We start from the raw sequence: 20,994 nt of genomic DNA, 5'->3' as shown, positions 1-20,994 counted from the left end.
ATGCTGAATGTGACGTGGTGGAGAAGCCCGGAAGGGATGAACAATCTGGGAGATGAGATCACCTCGATCCTGCTGGACAACCATTTCCAGGTGGAGCATGCCAAGACCAACATCTTCAATGCTGATCTGATCAGTACCGGAAGCATCCTCAACTGGGTTTACAATCGTGATGACTGGAAGCCGGGTCGCCGCCGCCTGGCTGTCGTGGGCTCAGGCCTGATGAAGCCTGTCGCCAATATCGAGAGGAAGAACAAGGCGAATGACTTCCTGGATATCCACTCCGTACGTGGCTATCTCACCAAGTCGCTTCTCGGGGCCAAGGGCAATGATGTCACCATCGGTGATCCCGGACTTTTGGCGTCTCTGCTCGTCACGACCAGACCGGCCAAGAAGGTCAAGTTCGGGCTGATTCCCCATCACTCCAAGGTGGATGATCAGGCGTTCATCGCCAAGTTCTCTCAACTGGGTGATGTGCGTGTGATCGACTTCAGAACAAACGATCACGATGCCATCTTCACGCAGATGCTGGAGTGCGAAATCATCCTCAGTCAGAGTCTGCATGGATTGATCTTCTCTGATTCCCTTGGCATCCCCAATGTCTGGATAGATGCCGGTACGCTGCATGGTGGTGGTGAGTTCAAGTTCTACGATTACTTCTCTTCCATCGGTCGTGATTTCTCCCGCAAGTTGAGTGTGGCGAATGCGCCGCTGCAGGCCTCGATGATTCAGGACACTCAGGTGCATGAGCTGAGTCAGCTGACCTTGCGGGATATCCAGTCGGATATCATTGCCGCCTTCAATAAGGTGATGTGACACCTGTCTCCCTTCTGCGTGGTGAGGCGTCTTCCGTGATCATGGAGTACTAGTTATCTTGTTGAAGAAAACCTTGCGGACTGGCACGAGAGTGCCGGTCAATCACACTTTCAAGCACGATCACGCGCTCTTTTCCTTGACGCCAGAAGAGCATGAACCCCCCGTACATGTGTATCGTGGGAGCCAGGTCAGCGCCTGCCTGGAAAACCAGAAGGCGTTTCATGACGAGGGTAGCTTCGTCGATGGCATTTCCACTGCTCCCGGCAGGAAGAAGCTCTCCGCGAGAATGAAGGGGGAGCTTGAGCGCATTGATGGACGTGTTCTGGATCTCGTGACCCCGGGGTCCAATCTCTATAGTCACTGGTTGCTGGACCTCCTTCCCAAGATCAAGATCCTGACGGAGGCGGGATATGATGTCGCCAATGATTTCGACAGAATCATCGTCAATTTCTATGGCAGTGCCTTCAAGCGTGAAAGCTTTCGTCTGCTGGGGATCGATGAGAGCAAGGTCTGGGATTACAGGACACATCCCAAGTATTTCATCGCGGACGAGCTGGTGACGGTGACGGCCCCCCGAACACGCCTGTATACCCCCACCTGGGTCGCTGATTTCGTCAATGATCTCTTCAGCCAGCGGGATGCGCAGGGCATGCCCTCCAAGGTGTACATCTCGCGTTCCAAGGGGAATACGCGGCGGATATTGAATGAAGCGGCCTTCATCGAGAAGATCTCGGCACTGGGGTACAAGACGTATTACTGTGAAGACCATTCCGTCGCCACAACGGCTGCCGTGATGCGCAACGCGACCCATGTCATCGCTCCTCACGGCGCGGGACTGGCCAATATCATCTTTTCCCGCCCTGGCACTCAGGTGCTTGAGCTGTACTGTGCACATCTTTCCCCGGAATTTTACAAGATGTCTCTCTCGAGAAACCTGGAGTACCGCCCGATCCAGATTGCCGGTGTCAAGGGAAGCATGATCGACGTCGCCAATATGGATTACACCAATGATCGTGAGTATTATCATTCAATGAATATGTTGCTGGATGACAGCTCCATGTCGCATTGTCTCTCATTGATTTAGTGATGTTCCCGCAGATTATCCATTCTGTTTTTCCAATTCTGTGAGAGTTATATGCTTCCCAAAGTATGTGTTGTCAGTATTGTGAAGGATGAGGCCTCCTATATTGCAGATTGGGTGGCTCATCACGTGTACTTCGGATTTGATAATTTTCATTTTGTCGTCAATCGCACGACGGACGCGACTGTTTCTATCATTGAAGGTCTCGCCAAGGTTTATTCAGGTATCACTTATGAGTTCGCGGACTGGATTGATATCTGTCATCCGAAGCTCAGCGGTAGCATGCAGCAGATCTCTTATGCCAAAGCGTATCTGGAGTTGGATGCTGATTATTTCATGTTTCTGGATCTCGATGAATATTGGGCGTCCAATGACTTTACGTCATGCGTCAAGAAAAATATCATCAGCAATGATTTTCCGAATGTCATCTATTACCAATGGCATGCGGAACTCGGTGTCCAGGAAGCCTTCAAGAATTTTGCCGAAGATAATCGTTATTATCTGATGTCACTGGGCAAGAGTCTGATCAAGAAAGGCACCAACATTGACATGTTCAGGATTCATGTGCCTGTCACCTCAGATGGCATCATCATGTCCGATGGCACACCATTCAAGGCCAAGGTGAAGCCCCCGCAATTCGTACAACCTGATGTCTCTGCTGTTCGTGATGAATTCGTGGTACACCGGATGTTCCGCAGCGAGAAGGAATATCTTTCCAAGTTGATGAACGGTAGTCCGGGGTCCAAGAAGTCCATCAAGCATAATCGGAAGAAAGGCTTCGTGACTCAGCACGCCTCAGAATTCAATTTTTCGATTGATTCTGAAACGTTCAATAAATACGAAGAATTTGTCACTTCCTTCACCAGCACTCTGCGAACGGATATACGAATTGCCCAGGAACGGTTATTGGCTCGAAATGATGACCTGTATGTGAGCATTCCGAGTTTATATGTACAGGATAGTTCACTTCTCAAGAGTTCGCTCACGGGGATTTCCGATGGTGACATCATGGATCTGGTGGAAGACCTCGACAATATGGAACCCAGTCACGAGTCGTATCAGAATCGTAGTCAATATTATAGTTCCATCAATCGGGAGATGCCTGCCAAGGCCTTCAAGATTGGCTTGGGTTCGTTTTCCAGTTGAAGGCTATAGAGTTTCAGGGTCATCGTATGCTTAAGAAATGGATTGCGCCTAATCGGCCAGCAGCAAGTGCCAGCGCAGAGGCGTTTACCGTATCGCTTCATATTGGCTCACCGAAGGCGGGGTCATCCGCGTTGCAGAACTTCATGTTGAGTTCGCGCAAGGTGCTCGAGAAACATGGCTTCTATTACCCGGAACACGGCATCGACAAGAATGGGGTATCAGGTGGGCATGGGCAATTGGGTGGCGCCCTGCGCGAGGGTGATCTTGAGGGCGCTCAGGCGTTGCTGGACAAGTGGCTGGCTCATGCACGCAAGAAGGGCTTGAAGCTGGTGCTTTCCTCGGAGTCTTTTTTCAATCAGGCTCAGGCGCTCCATACCTTGTTGCATGAGCATGCCCAGCTGGCTCCGGAGGACGTTCGTGTCGTTGCCTTCGTGCGTGCGCCGATCGATTATCTGATGGGCAACCACAATCAGGGCATCAAGCGTCATGGTGAAACGTGGCGTCTGTCAAATCATCTGGCACCCGTGATGCGCAACGGCAAGCCCAGTCTTGCGGGGGTTCCACTGATCCAATGGGCAGACGCCTTCGGTGACGACAATTGTCGTTTTCTGACCTACCGCAAACCCTTGGCCGACCAGCCACAGATCGAAGCGGTATTTCTGGAGGCACTGGGCCTGCAGGGCCCGGAGATCGCGAGACTGTTGCCTGAGCGCAAGATCACCAATCGTAGCTATGTCCGTTCGGCGCTCGAACTCAAGCGCGTACTGAATACGGTTCTGGGAAAGTTGCCGCCCGAGATCGGCAGAGAGGTCGATTGGGCCTTGCAGGGATATTCTGACTTGCACCCTGAGGAAGGCTCCCTCGGGAGTCAGGATATCCCTGAGACGCTGTACCAGGAGATCAACGCCATGTTTCTGGCGGCGATGGAGCCTGTCATGCAGCGCTTCGAGACGCTGGAGCGTGACGTGCTTTTCCCTCCACAGGCCCGCAGAAGCGCGCATTCGGCCGAGGAGAGAAATCCCTACCGGCCGCTGGCCTATCTCGAGGCCCAGTGTCCGCAAGAGTTGGAAGCCATCAAGCAGGAGGCAGTGACCCAATATCGCAATGGTCGTCAGGGGTATGCCTTTCTCAAGCTTCTGGACCTGTTGGGGCTCGACTTCGAGGAACCCGCCGCACAGACAGGCCTGAGCGCGCGTGCTCGCGGTATCATCGGCAGCAGCAAGATGAAGGAAGCTGACCGCCTCAGGGAGCTGGGGGCCTATTTCGAGCAGCAGGGGCTGCTGGACGATGCCCTGTTGCTGCTGGAAAAGGCACTGGAGACTCGTCCTGGCGGCGGAAGCATCAAGAAGCTTCGGCGACGTATTGCCGACAAGCAGTCGGTGCTGGAACAGGTCAATGCCTCGGGCAGTGCGCCTGAAGACAACGCCTTTCAGTAGCGTCGCATCTCGAGGCTTCATGCGATGATTGATATCTCACTCGGTATCCCCGGGTGAGGTGTTACCTTGTCATCACCAGACAGCAGTCATGCCGTCACCTTTTACCCGTCATGGAAGAAAGCTTTGCCGATACCATCATTTCTGGAGGGGTCACAGCTACAATCCTCCACTGCAAAAGCCCCGACCTTTCTTTCGCTTCCCCTGCATATTCGTGTTCCTCGTTACCTGCGTATTGATCGAGATCTTGAGCCTCTGGAAGAGGGGGAGTGGCGCTCGCTCTCCAGCACGTCAGCCTTTCTCTGGGAAGGCCCGAAGCCGATACCCGGCTGGAACATGGTCGAGATTGACATGGAGCGCTCCATCACGGGCGCCGCTGCTGTCATCTCTTTCCAGACTGACACGCGGATTCACACGGTAGAGCTGCCGCTGCGCGCGGGAAAGATCACCCGGCGCATGCTGCGTGTCCCACGCGGAGTCCGTCGTATTACCCTGTGCCCTATCAACGGGCGAGGGACTTTCCGGCTCAAGCATTTCAGACTGGTATGGCTGACACCCTCCTTTGCCAGAGACCGCCTGATCCAGCGACTGGTCACGGCCCACCGACATTTTCGCGGCCTGCCCAGGCAGCAGGTCATCCAGGCCATCAAGCAGGAAGTGCAGCAGACGGGGGAGCGTTGGTCAGTCGTGGCGCTTCGCCATTACGACAGTACCTTCATCAGCCTTTGCTCCAAGCACAATTACCAACAGTGGATCGACATGGTCGAATCACTGGGGCAAGGCCTCGTGAATGCGAAGGTCGCCGATCGTATCGCGCCGGAGATTACCTCCGACATGGTGTTCAGCCTTGGGATGATCGTCGAGGAAGAAACCAGCCGGGAAGCCTTCGGCGATAGCCTGACAAGCCTGATCGCGCAGACTCACCGACGTTGGCAGCTGGTGGTGTCTGCCTCGGACAGGGCCTTGAAGAAGCACGATTGGTTGGCTGCCTGCTGCGCGAGTGATGAGCGTATCACGTTGCTGGAAGAGCCCGAGCGGGCCACTGGACGCTTCACGGATCCGCTGGCGGCTATCAGCAGTGCGGCAGTGGGTGACTGGATCGGGTTGATGACGACGGGCGCCACCCTGTCTGCTGATGCGCTGACGTGCTTTGCGCGGCTGATGAAGGAAAAACCGCAGGCCGGTTTCCTGTATTGCGATGAAGACCGCATCGATGGCGACGGACATCGTCACTCACCGAACTTCAAGCCTGGCTGGAACCCGGATCTGCTGCTTTCCACACCGTATCTCGGGCATCTGGGGCTGTGGTCCCGTAAACAGTGGCAAGCCTGTCGGGGCTCTCTCGAGGCTGAGAATGTCCTGACGGCTACGGCCACTGATCTCATCCATCTGTTGGCGCTGGAGATGATCGCGTCGACCCGCATGAGTCACCAGTCGCTGATATGGCGAGTGCCTCAGGTCCTCGTTCATGTGCCCGAGCGGCATCTTCTTTCGGCAATGACTTGCCCGGAGGATACCGGGACACGTCATCTGGCACGTATCGGCGACTATCTCACCCGTCATGCTGTCACGGCAGTGGCTGAGCCTGGCAAGGTGCTGAGAGAGGCCAATGACGGGACTGGAGAGAATGTGCGCGTGCGATGGCGATTGCCGGAATCACAGCCACTGGTCTCCTTGCTGGTGCCCACTCGGGATGGCGTCGAGATACTCAAGCCCTGTGTCGATGCCATCCTCGCACAGACTGAATACCGGTACTTCGAGTTGTTGATTCTCGACAATCAGAGCTGTTGCCCGAGGACCCTTGAGTACATGCGTGACGTCGCCAGACGCGATGAGCGTGTGCGCGTGCTGCATTGGGATGCGCCGTTCAACTATTCTGCGATCAACAATTTCGGCGCCCGTGAGGCGCGCGGCGATATCATCGGTCTGGTCAACAATGATATCGAGCCGATGAATGGCGAATGGCTGACGGAAATGGTGTCGCAGGTATGCCGTCCGGACATCGGCTGTGTCGGTGCCAAGCTCTATTATCCCAATGGTACGATCCAGCACGCCGGGGTGATTCTGGGACTTGGCAGCATCGCCGGTCATGCGCATCGCTTCTTCCATCGTGAGGAGGATGGCTTCCAGGGACGGCTGAAATCGATCCAGAATCTGTCTGCGGTCACTGCTGCCTGCCTGCTGTTGCGTCGCTCGGTCTTCGAAGAGGTCAATGGCCTCAACGAGCAGCATCTGGCGGTTGCGTACAATGATGTGGATCTATGTCTCAAGGTGCGGGAGGCAGGCTACCGCAATCTCTGGACGCCCTATGCAGAGCTGTATCATCACGAGTCGATTTCACGCGGTGCGGATGACACACCAAGGAAGCGTGCTCGCTGGCTGTCAGAGTGTGACTACATGCGCACTACCTGGGCGGAACAGTTGGACAATGATCCGGCCTACAACCCCAATCTGACTCTCGTCCACGAAGACTTTTCATTGCGTTGAGGTGTCTTGCGGCATGCGTCTGCCTGTTACAAGATTTGCCGTTTCACAAGGAATGCCATGTCTCTTTCATTGCGCTTTCTGAAGGCTCCCCTTTTGGGGCTTGCCCTGTTTACCGGTGCCAAATCTTTCGTTGCCAATCCTGTCATCGGTCATGAGGGGCTGAATCGCCGTGGACTGCATGTCTGGCGTGTGAAGGCAGCGTCCCGAGTCATGCGCTGGCGAATGGCAATGCTCAGCCGTGGTGTGCCCAGGGATGAGCGTGAGGCTTACCTGCGTGAGGGGTATCTGTGCAAACAGGATTTCCTGTCGCCGGAGGTGTTCTCTCAACTCAAGGCGGAGCTTGAGCGCGTGCATGAGCACGGCCCTGGTGAGGTGCGGGAATGCTGCCAGGGTGATACCCGCACTCATCGCGTATTGCTGGACCCGGAGACCCTGAGCGAGCTGCCGGTGGCTAAGCAGGTGCTTTCGGACACGCGGCTGAGGCGTCTGCTGCGATTCTGTGCAGGACACCGCCGTCTGCCCATCGTGCATCTGGAAAAGGTCTTCAATGGTGCCCGGGAGAGTGATGAGGCTGATCCGCAGAAGTCCCTGCACGTGGATACCTTCCAGCCCACCATGAAGTTCTGGCTCTATCTGGAAGATGTAAGCGAGCACAACGGTCCCTTCATGTTCGTGCCGCAGTCCACCCAGTTGAACCAGGGGCGTCTGGATTGGGAGTATCACATGAGCCTGACGGCGCGTGAGCATGCCAATCGCTATACCCAGCGGGGTTCGTTCCGAGTCGAGGAGGGGGCGCTGGAGCGCTTCGGGCTCAATCCTCCCACCTTGTTCAAGGTGCCTGCCAACACGCTGTTGATCGCCGATACCTTCGGCATGCATGGGCGCGGGCCGGCCGAGGCGGGGAGCTCGCGTCTGGCGCTGTGGGGAATGAGTCGCACGACACCCTTCCTGCCGTTGCCGGGCCTGGGGGGGGAATGGCTCAATCGCCTGCAGTACCGTGTGCTCATGGCAGAGCGTGCGCGTGATGACAAGCGTGCCGCAGCGCGTGGTGTCGAGTCTTCCTGGCACGTCGTGGCGCGTGAGCCCTTGCGTGCGCAGGACACATCCTGATGTTGGCTGAAGCTTCATCCTTGGCAGGCGTGCGGTGGGTCGTTCTCAGCGATGGTGCTCGCCCCACCGAGGATATCTACTTTCTCGAATCCGCTGCCCCAGCGCTGAGAGGGCAGGGAGCCGTCATCGAGCGCTTCGAGACTCGCCGATATCGCTTGCCAGCCCGGCTGGCACTGCGACGGCTGGCGGGAGCCAACCTGCTGATCGTACGGTCTCTGGGCGAGCGCTGGGTGCAGCTGATCGAGCGTCATCGAGCGCGCTTCGGGCGTATCGTCTATCTGATCGACGATGATCTAGGTGCCGTGAAACATACACCAGGCTTGCCCGAGGCGTATGTGAAACGACTGAGTGGCCTGGCGGAACGCCAACCGGCATTGCTCGCGCTCGCGGATGAGGTGGTGGCCTGCTGTGATTCCCTGGTCGCTCAGATGGGCCATGAGCACGCCAATGTCTCATTGCTGACGCCTCCGATGCTGGCGTCATCTGTGAAGCTGGCAGACTTCACTCAGCCTGACTGGACGATCGGCTATCACGGCACGCGCGCGCACCGCGAGGATATCGCGCATCTGGCACCCGCTCTCACGTCGGTGATGGAGAAGCATCCTCGGGCGCGTCTCGAGATCATGTTGGGACGACATGTGCCGGACGCCCTTGCCGGCATTGCCCGCCTGGAAACGCCAGAGGCTCTGCCGTGGAAGGCTTTCCAGCACTACCAGACAACACGGCGTATCCAGATCGGCCTGGCTCCGCTGCTCGAGACGCCCTTCAATCGTGGCAAGTCGTGGATCAAGTTTCTTGATATCGCCGCGATGGGCGGCGTTGGTATCTATAGTCGCAGGGCGCCCTATACCGAGATCGTCGAACATGGCGTCGATGGCTTGCTGGTGGGGGATGATCCCGCTGAATGGCAGGCGGCACTCGAACGGTTGCTGGGTGATCGTCAGGCGACTGAGGCCATGGCGCAGCGGGCTCGGCACAAGGCAGGTGTGATCGGCGATCTTCATGAGAGTGTCGCGTTCTGGAAGGCTCGCAGTAAAGAGTCGTCATGATGACCCGATGGCTGGCACCGGGCTAACTCGTTGATGTCGAGGGTCCTTTAGGGCAATTCCGCACTGGTAGGTTGGCTACAATTCGTTACACTTATGGTGCGCCTGAGTTTTTTCCATGCCGTGCTGGCAGATTCGTCACTCAGAGGATCGCCTGACATGCTGTATGTGCCATGAATGCCTCGTGTAAAGGAGACTGTCATGACCGCCTTCCCGACAACCCCACGCTGGATCGTACTCAGCGATGATGCTCTGGCACTGGAAGACATCTATTTCTTCCTGCCCGCCATGGGCGCCTTGCGCAAGGAAGGCACTCGCGTCGAGCGTTTTGAGACGCGTCGCTGGAAGTTCTCGCCCAGGCTGGCTCAGGCGCGCCTCGGCGGTGCCTGTCTGCTGATCGCCCGCACCCTGGGAGAGGAGTGGATCGAGATGCTGGAGGCTCACCGCGAGCAGCATGGCCGCATCTGCTATCTGCTGGATCATGATCTCGTCACCGCGCAGCCTCAGGAGGAAAGCGAGAGGCAGGCACGTGAGTTGCAGCAACGCCTGCTGGCGCTGGCGGATGAGGTGGTGGTGGTCAGCGAGCAGTTGCAGACCGCTCTGGCAGGCCTGCATCCCAAGGTCAGCCTGCTGACGCCGCCGCTGACAGGGGCGCTGCCGGACCTTCGCCATCTCGATAGTCAGGACTGGTGCATCGGCTTTCATGGCACCCTGGCGCATCGCGACGATATCGTGGCGCTGGCACCGGTACTGCGCGATATCCAGACGCGCCACGACGATACCGAGGTGGAGTTGATGATGGGGCGTCATCTGCCGCTGGCGCTGAGTGACATACCGCGTCTCAAGTCCATGGAGGCGTTGGGCTGGGAGGCTTTCCAGGACTATTGCTCGCGGCGGCGAATCGCTATCGGTCTCGCGCCCTTGATGGCGGATTCGGTCAATCACGACATGTCGTGGCGGCGTTTTCTCGATATCACGCGCATGGGCGGGGTGGGGATCTACAGTCGTCGCGCTCCCTATCGTGAGCTGATCGAGGATGGCGTCGACGGCCTGCTGGTCGGGGATGACCCGGCAGAGTGGCTGGCGGCGCTGGAGCGTCTGTTGAGTGACCGGGATGCCACCCGCGCCATGGCGCACAACGCCCAGCACAAGGCCCATGAGGTGGGGGACCCCCTGCGAGTACTGGATTTCTGGCGGGCCCGCAGCACGATGGCCCCGACACGCTGAGGCGTGCCATCGCGATCTTCCTGCATGTCGTGAACGAGTTGCTACATGTCTTCAAGCGCCGCACCCCATGGGGTGCGGCGCTTTGGTATGATCACCAGCCTCAGTCTGTCAATGGAGCAGGGCATGACCTCGTCAGCATTACCGGAACACCCCAAGGACTCAGCACGCCACGCGGCCCAGAAGGATGTCGCACTGGAGAACTCCCGACGGCTGGCAAGCCCCGCGGTCGAGCGCAATCGTGACGTGATTCTCGATGTCTTGCGTGATGTCCTCGCCGAGCGTGGTCAGGTGCTGGAGCTGGCCAGTGGCAGCGGCGAGCATGCCGTGCATTTCGCGCGTGGTCTGCCTCACCTTGAGTGGCAGCCCAGTGACGCCAGCCCACGTGCACTGGAGTCGATCGCGGACTGGCGCGAAGAGGTCGGATTGGCCAATCTCAAGGCCCCCATCACGCTGGATGTGCTGGCCGAGTGGCCTGAAGTGGCCTGCGATGCGCTGGTGGCGATCAACCTCATCCACATCTCTCCGTGGCGCGTCACGTCCGAGTTGATGGCACGGGCAGGGCGACTCCTCCCGGTGGGCGGCGTGCTGTATCTCTACGGCCCTTACAAGCGAGAAGGTCAGCACACGGCACCCAGCAACGAAGGCTTCGATATCCAGCTCAAGAGCCGCAATCCGTTGTGGGGCGTGCGCGATCTGGAAGCCGTGATCGAGGAAGCGAAGCGTAACGGCCTGACGCTCGACAGGGTGGTCGAGATGCCGGCCAACAATCTGAGTGTCGTCTTTCGGCGTTAGAACTTGAGGTTGCGCTCAGTTGGCGGTCAGGAGGGAGCAAGGTGGTAGGGATTTGACCTCATCTGACCCATTCAATATGACAATGCCCCCGTCCTGCGGCCAGGACGGGGGCATTGTCATATTGGGGCGAGGCATCGCGCATGGCGAGGAGTGCATGAGTCTGATATGAGCCCCCAGCGCCAATCATCGCCGTGACAGGCAATAGGGCAGCAATGTGGCTCTCGGATTGTCTTGAGGGCAGTAACTTGAGTCGCGATAACTTGAGGGGCAGTAACAGATACCCGAAGACTTTCAGCTGCCTTGCCTGTCAGGCCGTAGAGCTAGTGCGGGGGGCCGTGCCGATTGAGGCAGAATTGCCCCGGGAGCTTGCGGGCATTCCCCGGGAGCACAAGCGAGCTTACTAGCGCCCGCGAGCGTCGGGTTCCCGCTCGGTATCATTCCAGTCGATCACGTGACTGATGATCTTCCAGCCAGCCTTGCGGGCGGCCTTTTCGGCCTGAATGCGCGCTTCCACCCGGGAGATGCTGTCGGTCTGCACCGTGAAGGGTTCTTCCAGTGCCAGACGTTTCTGCTTGACGCCCAGCGTCACTCTGAGTCCCTTGAGCGGAGTGGTCGTCTTTCTGGCGCGTGGTGCCTCAGGGCGAACGCGCGGCGAGGTGCCGGGAGAGGTTGAGCTGGCGGGGGCAGTAGAGGAGCGGACATATCGCTCCAGCTCACGCTTCATGTTTTCTTCGAATTGTTGGATGGTGGTATCACTCATATCAGCAGTCTCATTCACGTCCGTAGAGAAGTACGATGATGGCGAAATGGCTCAACACGCATGACGGGCAATGAGTCGTGAGATGTCGGTCAATGGCGTAGACCCGGTAAATTCAAATCTGACGGTGCCCAGGGCGGAGGAGAATATCGTGAGCTCCGAGTCGAGGTCGAAGGTACCGGAGGTTTCAATCGAGAAGGCGTCAATCTTCCTGTAAGGGAGCGAGGTGAAGTCCTTCTTGCTCCCGGTAAGGCCCTGCACATTCACCGCTATGACGCGCTTGGTGGTAAAGATGACCCCATCACGCATCGATTTGTAGGCCGCGACAATCTCTTCCCCTTCACACAACAACGCTTCCACCTTTTCTGCGTATTCGGCGTGTGGCTTGAGCTTGAACACGCCCTTGTTCTGGAAGTCGATCATGGAATACTCCAGCCTGCTGCTCAAGTCTCTGACATGAGTCTCGCGAACAGGATATCGAGGGGGATGAGACGCCGTCAGTGAGTCAGTCGCTCATGAATCATGCATCGTGACACGTGGTATAGGCTCAAGGATAAGGGATTCCAGCGCCTGAGGATAGCGTCGTGCTAACGCCTGGCAAGGGGCGTCAGCGCACCCTGTTGCGGTGGTTGCCAACGAGCGTGCCATTGGCGAAACAGGATGCGCTTCTCACTTCTACGGAGGGTGAGACTTCCACGAACCGGCTTTCACGGAGAGTCTTTCACGGACAGGCTTTCATGGACACAAAGGCCGGGTGCGCCTTCAGCGCTCAGCCATTGACGACGGTGCCGCCATTGGGGTGCAGGGTCTGGCCGCTGATGAAGGAGGAATCCAGTGATGCCAGGAAGACATAGCAGGGCCCCAGTTCACAGGGTTGCGCGGCACGTCCCATCGGGGTGTCGGCACCGAAGTCTTCCAGCATCTGCGGGTCATGCGCGCCGAGTGTCGCCGGCTGCAGCGGTGTCCAGACCGGCCCGGGAGCGATGGCGTTGACGCGAATCCCGCGGCCGACCACCTGATTGGACAGTGAGCGGGTGAAGCTGACGATGGCGCCCTTGGTCGTGGTGTAATCGACCAGAAACTCCGGGCCGATATAGGCATTGACCGAGGTGGTATTGATGATGGTGTCATCTTCGCCGAGGTGTGGGAGCGCTGCCTTGGTCAGGTAGAACATGCTGTGCATGTTGGTGGCGAAGGTCTGCTCCCACTGGACATCCTCCAGGGTGGTCAGGTCCTCGCTGACCCACTGGGTGCCGGCGTTGTTGACCAGCACATTGAGCCCGCCGAAGGTCTCGACCACCTGCGCCACGGCGTCGCGGCAGAACTCGGCGTCGCGCAGGTCACCGGCGATCAACAGGCAATGGCGCCCCTCCGCTTCCACGAGTCGCTTCGTTTCCTGAGCGTCCTCTTCCTCGCTTAAATACATCACCGCCACATCGGCACCTTCGCGCGCGAAATGTATGGCGGCGGAGCGACCGATACCGCTGTCGGCACCGGTGATCAGCGCCACCTTGTTCTCGAGCTTGCCGCTGCCGCGATAGTCGTCACGGATGAAGATCGCCTGTGGCTCCATCAGGCGCTCCGTGCCCGGCAGTGTCTGCTGTTGGGCATGAATCTCGGTCTTGGCCACCATCTCATCCTCCTTGACGACGCCGTACGCCGTAGCTGTGTAAGTCGTGTGAGCTGTGTGAGTCATGTGAGCTGCGTCAGTCGCGTGGGCGGTCGTGACCGGCATGACACACCGCGCAGTCTCGGGCACATCAGATATCACGTATACCCTTGAGTAACCTTGTGACAGTGGGCGCAGGGGAAAACGGGCGAGACAGGCAACGCTGCGTCCCGCTCAGGGCAATCCTGTCAGGGATGGGAGATGGAGCGGCCGTGAGAGTGCAAGGGCAGGCGAGGAGAGAAGGGCAAAGAGCTTGGCGCTTAGCGCAGAGAAAAGAGGGAAGAAAGAAGAGAGAAGAGAGAAGAGAGAAGAAGAAAGAGAGAAGAGGCCGGCGTGACCCTCGAAGGGCACAACCTGGCACGACACCGGTCACTCTACCGGCCAGACATTGGCCAGGCTCTGCAATGCCGCCTGAACGCTGGGATCAGCGGCCTTGTCACGGCGCCATACCACGCTGAGTGCGCAGGGCAGGCGGGTGTCCGGCACGATATTGAGCCCACGCTCCTGACGCTCGGCCAGCGCCAGCACATCACGCGCCAGTGACAGCCCGACCCCCGCGCGTACCAGGTCCAGCATGCAGACTTCCTGATCCACCTGGGCGACGCGATGCAGCGTAGCCTCCACGCCGCGCATGGCATGTGCCAGCAGGCGGGAATGTACCGAGTTGGGGGGCGTGACGATCCACGGCAGAGCCGCCAACGAGGCCCAGTCGGTCGCGGTCAGCCGCGATGACCAGCCCGCCGGTGCCAGCACGTAGTACTCGAACAGCGCCAATTCCCGGTAGTCGAGGGCGCTGTCGCCCGGCCCTTCTCCCGGTGGGGCGAGATAGAAGCCGATTTCCAGCTCATCCTGCTTGAGTGCCTTGAGCACGCACCCACTCATGCCATGTTGTAGAGACGTCTCTACCCCGGGTGCCTGTGCCAGCAGATGACGCAGGAAACTGCCGAGACGAATGAATTCCGGGTCGATGATGGTGCCGATGCGCAGGGTGCCACGCAGGGTGCTGTGCAGGGCAGAGGCAGCCTGCTCGAACTGGCGGGCACTGGCCAGCGTGCTTTCGGCGCTGGAGAGCAGTGCCTGACCATCGGCGGTCAGCTGCAATCCGTGGGGGTGACGATCAAACAGAGAGAGGCCCAGGCTTTCCTGAAGCTGTTTGAGCTTGAGGCTGACGGCAGGCTGGGTGAGGTGCAAGGCCTCGGCGGCTCGTGACACGCTACCGGTGCGCGCCACGGTGACGAAGGCGTGAAGACGGGACAGATCCTGCATCGAAGGCTCTCTGGGCAAGGGGGCGAAGGATCAACAGCGACATGGTTCATGTAGCAGGTCGCCTGCATTCTTGTCTCAGTGTCCCGCCGATGACCTATTCCCCTTTGGTCTAGCGATGCCACCGAAAGCGCTGCCATGACGTTCGAACATTCCCTCCGCCGTATCCCACCTCTCGCTCTCACACGCCCGCAACCCCCGCCATGACTGGGCTGGTGAGCGATGGCGGCTGTCTGCGTTCGGGGGCGTTCGTGATATCAGCAATCGTTATATCGCACCCAAGAATAACTCAATTGAACGTTCCGGCCGGCGGGGTAGATTCAAGGTACAGCCTTCATGCATTCAGCTCTCATAAGCAGCTCTCATGTCCAGCCTTATGACCAGCCCCTATGGCTGAGCCGCCGGGATGCTCCCCGCGCACGCTTCAGTCACAACGCCAGCGGAGACGATTCACGCCATGACCACGCCCCAGCAGACCATCGCCCATTTCATCAACGGCCAGGTGACCCAAGGTGACTCCAGTGCCACACAGGATGTCTTCAATCCCGCCACCGGCCAGGTGACCGGCCAGGTCGCGCTGGCACGCGACAGCGACATCGATGCTGCCGTGGCGGCCGCCGACGCCGCCTTCCCGGCCTGGGCCGACACCCCGCCGATTCGTCGTGCCCGGGTGATGTTCAAGTTCCTCGCGCTGCTCAACGAGCACAAGGACGCGCTGGCGGAGGCGATCACCCGCGAGCACGGCAAGGTATTCACCGACGCCCAGGGCGAAGTGGCACGCGGCATCGATATCGTCGAATTCGCCTGCGGCATCCCGCAGCTGCTCAAGGGTGACTTCACCGACCAGGTCAGCACCGGCATCGACAACTGGACGATGCGCCAGCCGCTGGGCGTCGTCGCCGGCATCACGCCGTTCAACTTCCCGGTGATGGTACCGATGTGGATGTTCCCGGTCGCCATCGCGGCAGGCAACAGCTTCGTGCTCAAGCCGAGCCCGCTGGACCCCAGCGCCTCGCTGATGATGGCGGACCTCCTCAAGCAGGCGGGCCTGCCGGATGGCGTCTTCAACGTGGTGCAGGGCGACAAGGGTGCCGTCGAGGCGCTGATCGATCATCCCAAGGTACGTGCACTGTCCTTCGTGGGCTCCACCCCGATCGCAAACCTGATCTACGAGCGTGGCGCACGTCACGGCAAGCGCATCCAGGCGCTGGGTGGGGCCAAGAATCACATGGTGGTAATGCCGGATGCCAACCTCGACAAGGCGGTGGATGCCCTGATCGGCGCGGCCTACGGCTCCGCCGGTGAGCGCTGCATGGCCATCAGCGTGGCGGTGCTGGTGGGTGATGTGGCGGACACCCTGGTGCCGCGTCTGGCCGAGCGTGCCCGCGAGCTCAAGATCAAGGACGGCATGAATCTGGACGCCGAGATGGGCCCGATCGTCACCCGTCAGGCGCATGAACGTATCTGCGGTTACATCGAAAAGGGCGTCGCGGAAGGCGCCGAGATGATCGTCGACGGGCGTGAGTTCACCGGCAATGACATCGGCGGCGACAGCAGCGAAGGCTTCTGGATGGGCGGCACGCTGTTCGATCACGTCACCCCGGACATGACGATCTACAAGGAAGAAATCTTCGGCCCGGTGCTGGCCTGTGTCCGCGTGCCAGACGTCGCGACCGCCATCCAGCTGATCAATGATCATGAATTCGGCAACGGCGTGAGCTGCTTCACCGAGAGCGGCAGTGTTGCGCGTGAATTCGGGCGTCGCATTCAGGTGGGCATGGTCGGCATCAACGTGCCGATTCCGGTCCCGATGGCCTGGCACGGTTTCGGTGGCTGGAAGAGCTCCCTGTTCGGGGATACCCACGCCTACGGAGAAGAGGGGGTGCGTTTCTATACCAAGCAGAAATCCATCATGCAGCGCTGGTCGGATTCCATCGATGCCGGTGCCGAGTTCGCCATGCCGACGGCCAAGTAAGTCGCTCACGCTTTCGGTCATCTGCACCGGCGTCATCAGCATCGTCGCCATCTGTATTCCTGCCATTGGAAAGTACACGCCAGCTGTCTGGAGAGGGACGCGCCATGTCAGACAACAAGAACAACCCGCATCGATCCCCAAGGGGCGAGCAGGACGCTCGCCCTGCCAAACCGGGAGACGATCTCTCTGAATTCGATTACATCATCGTGGGGGCCGGTTCCGCCGGCTGCCTGATGGCCAATCGCCTCAGCGCCAACCCTGACCACCGCGTGCTGCTCATCGAGGCGGGAGGGCGCGACAACTACCACTGGATCCACATTCCGGTCGGCTATCTGTACTGCATCAACAATCCGCGCACTGACTGGCTGTACCGCACCGAGCCGGACAAGGGGCTCAACGGACGTTCGCTGATCTATCCGCGCGGCAAGACGCTGGGGGGATGTTCCAGCATCAACGGCATGATCTACATGCGCGGTCAGGCGCGGGATTATGACCACTGGGCCGAGGTGACCGGCGACAGCGAGTGGCGCTGGGAGCAATGTCTGCCGGCCTTCATGCGCCATGAGGATCACGCGCGCCTGGACGAGGGCGGGGATGCCGGCCCCGAGCATCGCCAGTTCCATGGTCATGGTGGCGAGTGGCGAGTCGAGCGGCAGCGCCTCAACTGGGAAGTGCTGGACGATTTCGCCAGTGCCGCCGAGCAGGCCGGCATCCCGCGCACCGAGGACTTCAATCGTGGCAGCAACGAGGGTGTGGCCTATTTCGAGGTTAACCAGCGTTCCGGCTGGCGCTGGAATACGGCCAAGGCCTTTCTGCGTCCGGCACTCAAGCGCGGCAACCTGACCCTTTGGCACTCCACCCAGGTCAATCGTCTGCTGTTTGCGGGAAGCGAGCAGGGCATGGGGGCTGAAACACGGGCTGGCACAGGGGCGGCGGACGCAGCGAAGGAAGTGAAGGAAGCCTCCAATCTGCGCTGTACCGGGCTGCAGGTCGTGCGTGACGGCAAGCTCATCAACCTCTCGGCGAAGCGTGAGGTCGTGCTGTGTGCCGGCGCCATCGGCTCGCCGCATCTGCTGCAGGTCTCGGGTGTCGGGCCCAGGGCATTGCTGGAGCAACATGGCGTCGAGGTGGTGAAGGACCTGCCCGGCGTCGGCGAGAACCTGCAGGACCACCTGCAGATCCGCTCGGTCTACAAGGTCACCAATGCCAAGACCCTGAACGCCATGGCCAGCACGCTGCTGGGCAAGATGGGCATCGGCATGCAGTACCTGTTCAAGCGTTCCGGGCCGATGAGCATGGCGCCATCGCAGCTGGGGGCCTTCACGCGCAGCAGCGAGGACTACGCCCATCCCAATATCCAGTATCACGTCCAGCCGCTGAGTCTCGAGGCCTTCGGGCAGCCCTTGCATCCCTTCCCGGCGATCACCGCGAGTGTCTGCAATCTCAACCCCACCAGCCGTGGCTCGGTGCGTCTGCAGAGCGCCGACCCGCGCCAGGCCCCGGCCATCGCGCCCAACTACCTGAGCACCGAGGAAGATCGCAAGGTCGCGGCCGACTCGCTGCGGGTCACGCGGCGCATCGCCTCCCAGCCGGCCTTTGCGCGCTACCAGCCCGAGGAGATCAAGCCGGGGGTCGAGTACCAGACTGATGACGAGCTCGCCAGGCTCGCCGGCGATATCGGCACCACCATCTTCCATCCGGTGGGCACCACGCGCATGGGGCGCGCGGATGACCCGATGGCGGTGGTCGACAGCCGCCTGCGAGTGCGCGGTATCCAGGGGTTGCGGGTGGCGGATGCCGGCATCATGCCGACCATCGTCAGCGGCAATACCAACTCGCCGACCCTGATGATCGCGGAGAAGGCCGCTGGCTGGATTCTGGAGTCTGCTGTCGGCGGAGACTGATACGAGACCCTGCATGTCCCCAATGCGTCAGCCATTGCTGATCGCTCAAGGCCGACTCGTCTGACTCTGAGCTTGCATGGGTCAGCTCGAGCCAGGTGCATGAGAAGTGCTCAAGCGCTGGGCGTCTTGTGACACGAGGTGAACGTCGAGGTTTCTGCTCATGAGAGTGGCGCATCGGCTGGCGTGATCCTCGCGATGCAAGGGCGGAAAGACTGCCGCGTCAGGTGCTGGCTTATGCGTGACAGTCGCCGTTCATGAGCGTTTGAGACCCACAGGCCGCCGACATTGACGTGTCGGCGGCCTGTTCGCGTCTGGCGGAAATATTGTCGAAGAGGGTGCAAGGAAGGCGCGAGAAGAGGGCAGGAGGGGGGAGTGTGCAGCGCAAGCTTGATGAATGAAATTCATGTATGCATGAGAAAATACCGTGTCGCGATTCGTGCTCCCCGCGGTTGCCGGGAAAGTATAATGCGCGTGGAATAAAAAATGTATAATACCGCGCTCTTTTCATTACGAAAAATTATTGAACCCAGCGAACTGCCCGAGCAAGAGCGACGTCTCGCCCCTCTTGCTCGGGCTTTCTCACTAAGGTGGTAGTCGTGCAAGAAGCCGTTCCCCCCGCCAGTGATGGCGATCATCTGGACCCCCGTGTCTTCATTCCCGCCGTATTGGTCATCCTGGCCTTCATCGGCCCCGTCATCCTGTTCCCGGATGCCAGCACCGCGCTGATCAATGCCGCCTTCGCCTTCGCGACCGGCAAGTTCGGCTGGCTGTATCTGGTGGCCGGTCTGAGCGTCGTCGGATTTCTCATCTGGCTGGCCTTCAGCCGCTACGGCAACGTCCGTCTGGGTGGGGCAGAAGACACGCCCGATTTCTCCTACTTCAGCTGGGTGGCGATGATCTTCACCTGCGGGATGGGCATCGCGATCGTCAACTGGGCGTGGGTCGAGCCGATCTACTATTACACCTCGCCGGCCTATCACGTGGCGGCCAAGAGTCGTGAGGCCGCGGAGTGGGCGCTGGCCTTCGGTCAGTTCCACTGGGGGCTGACGCCGTGGGCCTTCTATTGCCTGCCGGGCCTGCCGATCGCCTACTCCATGTACGTCAAGAAGCGTGATGGCGTGCGTCTGTCCGTCGCCTCGCGCGGCGTGCTGGGCCGCCATGCGGATGGCGCCTGGGGCGTGCTGCTGGATTCCATCGTCGTGTTCGGGATCGTCGGCGGCGTCGGCACCTCGCTGGGGCTGGCGGTCCCGCTGGTCTCGCAGCTGGTCAGCGGCATCCTGGGCGTTGAGGCCAACTTCGGATTGGAAGTCGCGGTACTGTGCATCTGGACGGCGATGTTCTCGGCCAGTGTCTGGTTCGGCCTGGCCAAGGGCATCAAGATTCTGTCGGACATCAACGTGATTCTGGCGATCTTCCTGCTGGCCTTCACCTTCATCGTCGGTGACTCGCAGTTCATGGTCGAAGGCTTCGTCAACAGCCTCGGCAAGACCCTGGGCAACTTCATCCCGATGAGTCTGTGGACCGACCCGGCGGGGGATTCCACCTTCTGGAAGGACTGGACCGTCTTCTATTGGGCCTGGTGGATCGCCTACGCGCCGATGGTGGGGTTGTTCGTGGCGCGTATCTCGCGCGGTCGTACCATCCGTGAGCTGATCATCGCGGAGCTGGTGTTCGGCTCGCTGGGCACCTGGGTGTTCTTCGCGGTATGGGGCGGTTACGCGCTGGACCTGCAGATCAGTGGCGCGCTGGACATCAAGGCGCTGCTGGATAGCGGCGGTATCCCGCTGGCGGTGGAAGGCATCCTGCAGACCCTGCCGTATGCCAAGCTGGTCACGGTGGCCTTCATCCTGCTGTGCTTCATCTTCCTGGCGACCACGCTGGACAGCTCGGCCTACGTGCTGGCCTCGGTGACCTCACGCAAGCTGTCCGGGTATCAGGAGCCCAAGCGCTCGTTCCGCTTGATCTGGGCCTTCCTGATCGCGGCCGTCGGCGTTGCGCTGATCCAGTTGGGTGGCCTGCAGACCGTGCAGACCTCGACCATCGTGGTGGCGCTGCCGATGATTCCGGTGATGCTGATTCTGGCGCTCTCCATGCTGCGCTGGCTCAAGAATGACTTCCCCAAGGAAGAGCTGAATCCGGTACTGGTGATCGATGACATGCCAGCCTTCCAGCGCAAGTCGAAGAAGACCGAGACCCGCTGACATCATCAGCGTGTCATGAGGCATCTGGCAGTGTCGCAATGCTGTCATTGGATGATCATGAGAACGGCTTCCCAAGGGGAGCCGTTTTTT

General features: G+C 59.7%; 16 protein-coding genes. 12 read left to right on the top strand and 4 right to left on the bottom strand.

What is annotated here, in order from left to right; translation table 11 throughout:
- The 9 genes from HXS65_RS13860 to HXS65_RS13820 all read left to right on the top strand — a co-directional run bounded on the left by HXS65_RS13860 (window position 1) and on the right by HXS65_RS13820 (window position 11,135).
- Window positions 1–813 (top strand): polysaccharide pyruvyl transferase family protein, encoded by an 813-nt coding sequence (locus HXS65_RS13860; RefSeq protein ID WP_176494191.1) that lies wholly within the window; start codon window positions 1–3, stop codon window positions 811–813.
- A gap of 58 nt (window positions 814–871) precedes the next feature.
- Window positions 872–1,897 carry a DUF563 domain-containing protein gene (locus tag HXS65_RS13855; protein ID WP_176494190.1) on the top strand — a complete coding sequence of 342 codons (1,026 nt, stop codon included), beginning with the start codon at window positions 872–874 and terminating at the stop codon, window positions 1,895–1,897.
- 51 nt (window positions 1,898–1,948) lie between these two features.
- Window positions 1,949–3,040: a glycosyltransferase family 2 protein gene (locus HXS65_RS13850; protein WP_176494189.1), complete on the top strand. Its 1,092-nt coding sequence runs from the start codon at window positions 1,949–1,951 to the stop codon at window positions 3,038–3,040.
- A 143-nt stretch (window positions 3,041–3,183) separates the two neighbouring features.
- The gene (locus tag HXS65_RS13845; protein WP_176494188.1) at window positions 3,184–4,476 is read left to right on the top strand and encodes a hypothetical protein; all 1,293 of its coding nucleotides are present in this window, start codon (window positions 3,184–3,186) and stop codon (window positions 4,474–4,476) included.
- A 333-nt stretch (window positions 4,477–4,809) separates the two neighbouring features.
- On the top strand, window positions 4,810–6,960 hold the full coding sequence (locus HXS65_RS13840; protein WP_176494187.1) for a glycosyltransferase family 2 protein: 2,151 nt from the start codon (window positions 4,810–4,812) through the stop codon (window positions 6,958–6,960).
- A gap of 57 nt (window positions 6,961–7,017) precedes the next feature.
- Window positions 7,018–8,070 carry a phytanoyl-CoA dioxygenase family protein gene (locus tag HXS65_RS13835; RefSeq protein WP_176494186.1) on the top strand — a complete coding sequence of 351 codons (1,053 nt, stop codon included), beginning with the start codon at window positions 7,018–7,020 and terminating at the stop codon, window positions 8,068–8,070.
- On the top strand, window positions 8,070–9,119 hold the full coding sequence (locus HXS65_RS13830) for a glycosyltransferase (protein WP_176494185.1): 1,050 nt from the start codon (window positions 8,070–8,072) through the stop codon (window positions 9,117–9,119). Before HXS65_RS13835 ends, HXS65_RS13830 begins: the two co-directional genes overlap by 1 nt.
- A 198-nt stretch (window positions 9,120–9,317) precedes the next feature.
- Window positions 9,318–10,343 carry a glycosyltransferase gene (locus tag HXS65_RS13825; RefSeq protein ID WP_176494184.1) on the top strand — a complete coding sequence of 342 codons (1,026 nt, stop codon included), beginning with the start codon at window positions 9,318–9,320 and terminating at the stop codon, window positions 10,341–10,343.
- A 123-nt stretch (window positions 10,344–10,466) separates the two neighbouring features.
- On the top strand, window positions 10,467–11,135 hold the full coding sequence (locus tag HXS65_RS13820) for a DUF938 domain-containing protein (RefSeq protein ID WP_176494183.1): 669 nt from the start codon (window positions 10,467–10,469) through the stop codon (window positions 11,133–11,135).
- A gap of 400 nt (window positions 11,136–11,535) precedes the next feature.
- Here the strand turns inward: HXS65_RS13820 and HXS65_RS13815 are convergent, their stop codons facing one another.
- The 4 genes from HXS65_RS13815 to HXS65_RS13800 all read right to left on the bottom strand — a co-directional run bounded on the left by HXS65_RS13815 (window position 11,536) and on the right by HXS65_RS13800 (window position 14,827).
- Window positions 11,536–11,895: a hypothetical protein gene (locus HXS65_RS13815; protein ID WP_176494182.1), complete on the bottom strand. Its 360-nt coding sequence runs from the start codon at window positions 11,893–11,895 to the stop codon at window positions 11,536–11,538.
- A gap of 51 nt (window positions 11,896–11,946) precedes the next feature.
- Window positions 11,947–12,315, bottom strand: a complete 369-nt coding sequence (locus HXS65_RS13810) for a PH domain-containing protein (protein WP_084208355.1) — start codon at window positions 12,313–12,315, stop codon at window positions 11,947–11,949.
- A gap of 346 nt (window positions 12,316–12,661) precedes the next feature.
- The gene (locus HXS65_RS13805) at window positions 12,662–13,525 is read right to left on the bottom strand and encodes an SDR family oxidoreductase (RefSeq protein ID WP_176494181.1); all 864 of its coding nucleotides are present in this window, start codon (window positions 13,523–13,525) and stop codon (window positions 12,662–12,664) included.
- 405 nt (window positions 13,526–13,930) lie between these two features.
- Window positions 13,931–14,827 (bottom strand): LysR family transcriptional regulator, encoded by an 897-nt coding sequence (locus tag HXS65_RS13800; protein ID WP_136939202.1) that lies wholly within the window; start codon window positions 14,825–14,827, stop codon window positions 13,931–13,933.
- Between the two features lie 454 nt (window positions 14,828–15,281).
- Between HXS65_RS13800 and HXS65_RS13795 the strand changes: the two genes are divergently transcribed.
- The 3 genes from HXS65_RS13795 (at window position 15,282) to HXS65_RS13785 (ending at window position 20,904) form a co-directional block, all read left to right on the top strand.
- Window positions 15,282–16,799 carry a CoA-acylating methylmalonate-semialdehyde dehydrogenase gene (locus tag HXS65_RS13795; protein ID WP_176494180.1) on the top strand — a complete coding sequence of 506 codons (1,518 nt, stop codon included), beginning with the start codon at window positions 15,282–15,284 and terminating at the stop codon, window positions 16,797–16,799.
- A 233-nt stretch (window positions 16,800–17,032) separates the two neighbouring features.
- Complete coding sequence (locus tag HXS65_RS13790; protein WP_375782216.1) at window positions 17,033–18,703, top strand: GMC family oxidoreductase; 1,671 nt, start codon at window positions 17,033–17,035, stop codon at window positions 18,701–18,703.
- 596 nt (window positions 18,704–19,299) lie between these two features.
- Entirely contained in the window at window positions 19,300–20,904 is a 1,605-nt protein-coding gene (locus HXS65_RS13785; protein WP_176494178.1) for a BCCT family transporter, read from the top strand.
- The last annotated feature ends 90 nt before the right edge of the window (window positions 20,905–20,994 follow it).

The organism is Cobetia sp. 5-25-4-2 (assembly GCF_013374075.1).
Lineage (GTDB): Bacteria > Pseudomonadota > Gammaproteobacteria > Pseudomonadales > Halomonadaceae > Cobetia > Cobetia marina.
The sequence above is the reverse complement of the archived record's forward strand: the minus strand, read 5'-3'. Positions and strand labels throughout refer to the sequence as shown.

Coding starts and splice junctions, on each gene's coding strand:
- HXS65_RS13820 (WP_176494183.1), top strand. CDS start 10,467: ATGACCTCGTCAGCATTACCGGAACACCCCAAGGACTCAGCACGCCAC.
- HXS65_RS13810 (WP_084208355.1), bottom strand. CDS start 12,315: ATGATCGACTTCCAGAACAAGGGCGTGTTCAAGCTCAAGCCACACGCC.
- HXS65_RS13790 (WP_375782216.1), top strand. CDS start 17,033: ATGGCCAATCGCCTCAGCGCCAACCCTGACCACCGCGTGCTGCTCATC.
- HXS65_RS13805 (WP_176494181.1), bottom strand. CDS start 13,525: ATGGTGGCCAAGACCGAGATTCATGCCCAACAGCAGACACTGCCGGGC.
- HXS65_RS13815 (WP_176494182.1), bottom strand. CDS start 11,895: ATGAGTGATACCACCATCCAACAATTCGAAGAAAACATGAAGCGTGAG.
- HXS65_RS13795 (WP_176494180.1), top strand. CDS start 15,282: ATGACCACGCCCCAGCAGACCATCGCCCATTTCATCAACGGCCAGGTG.
- HXS65_RS13800 (WP_136939202.1), bottom strand. CDS start 14,827: ATGCAGGATCTGTCCCGTCTTCACGCCTTCGTCACCGTGGCGCGCACC.
- HXS65_RS13850 (WP_176494189.1), top strand. CDS start 1,949: ATGCTTCCCAAAGTATGTGTTGTCAGTATTGTGAAGGATGAGGCCTCC.
- HXS65_RS13825 (WP_176494184.1), top strand. CDS start 9,318: ATGACCGCCTTCCCGACAACCCCACGCTGGATCGTACTCAGCGATGAT.
- HXS65_RS13845 (WP_176494188.1), top strand. CDS start 3,184: ATGTTGAGTTCGCGCAAGGTGCTCGAGAAACATGGCTTCTATTACCCG.
- HXS65_RS13830 (WP_176494185.1), top strand. CDS start 8,070: ATGTTGGCTGAAGCTTCATCCTTGGCAGGCGTGCGGTGGGTCGTTCTC.
- HXS65_RS13835 (WP_176494186.1), top strand. CDS start 7,018: ATGTCTCTTTCATTGCGCTTTCTGAAGGCTCCCCTTTTGGGGCTTGCC.
- HXS65_RS13840 (WP_176494187.1), top strand. CDS start 4,810: ATGGTCGAGATTGACATGGAGCGCTCCATCACGGGCGCCGCTGCTGTC.
- HXS65_RS13860 (WP_176494191.1), top strand. CDS start 1: ATGCTGAATGTGACGTGGTGGAGAAGCCCGGAAGGGATGAACAATCTG.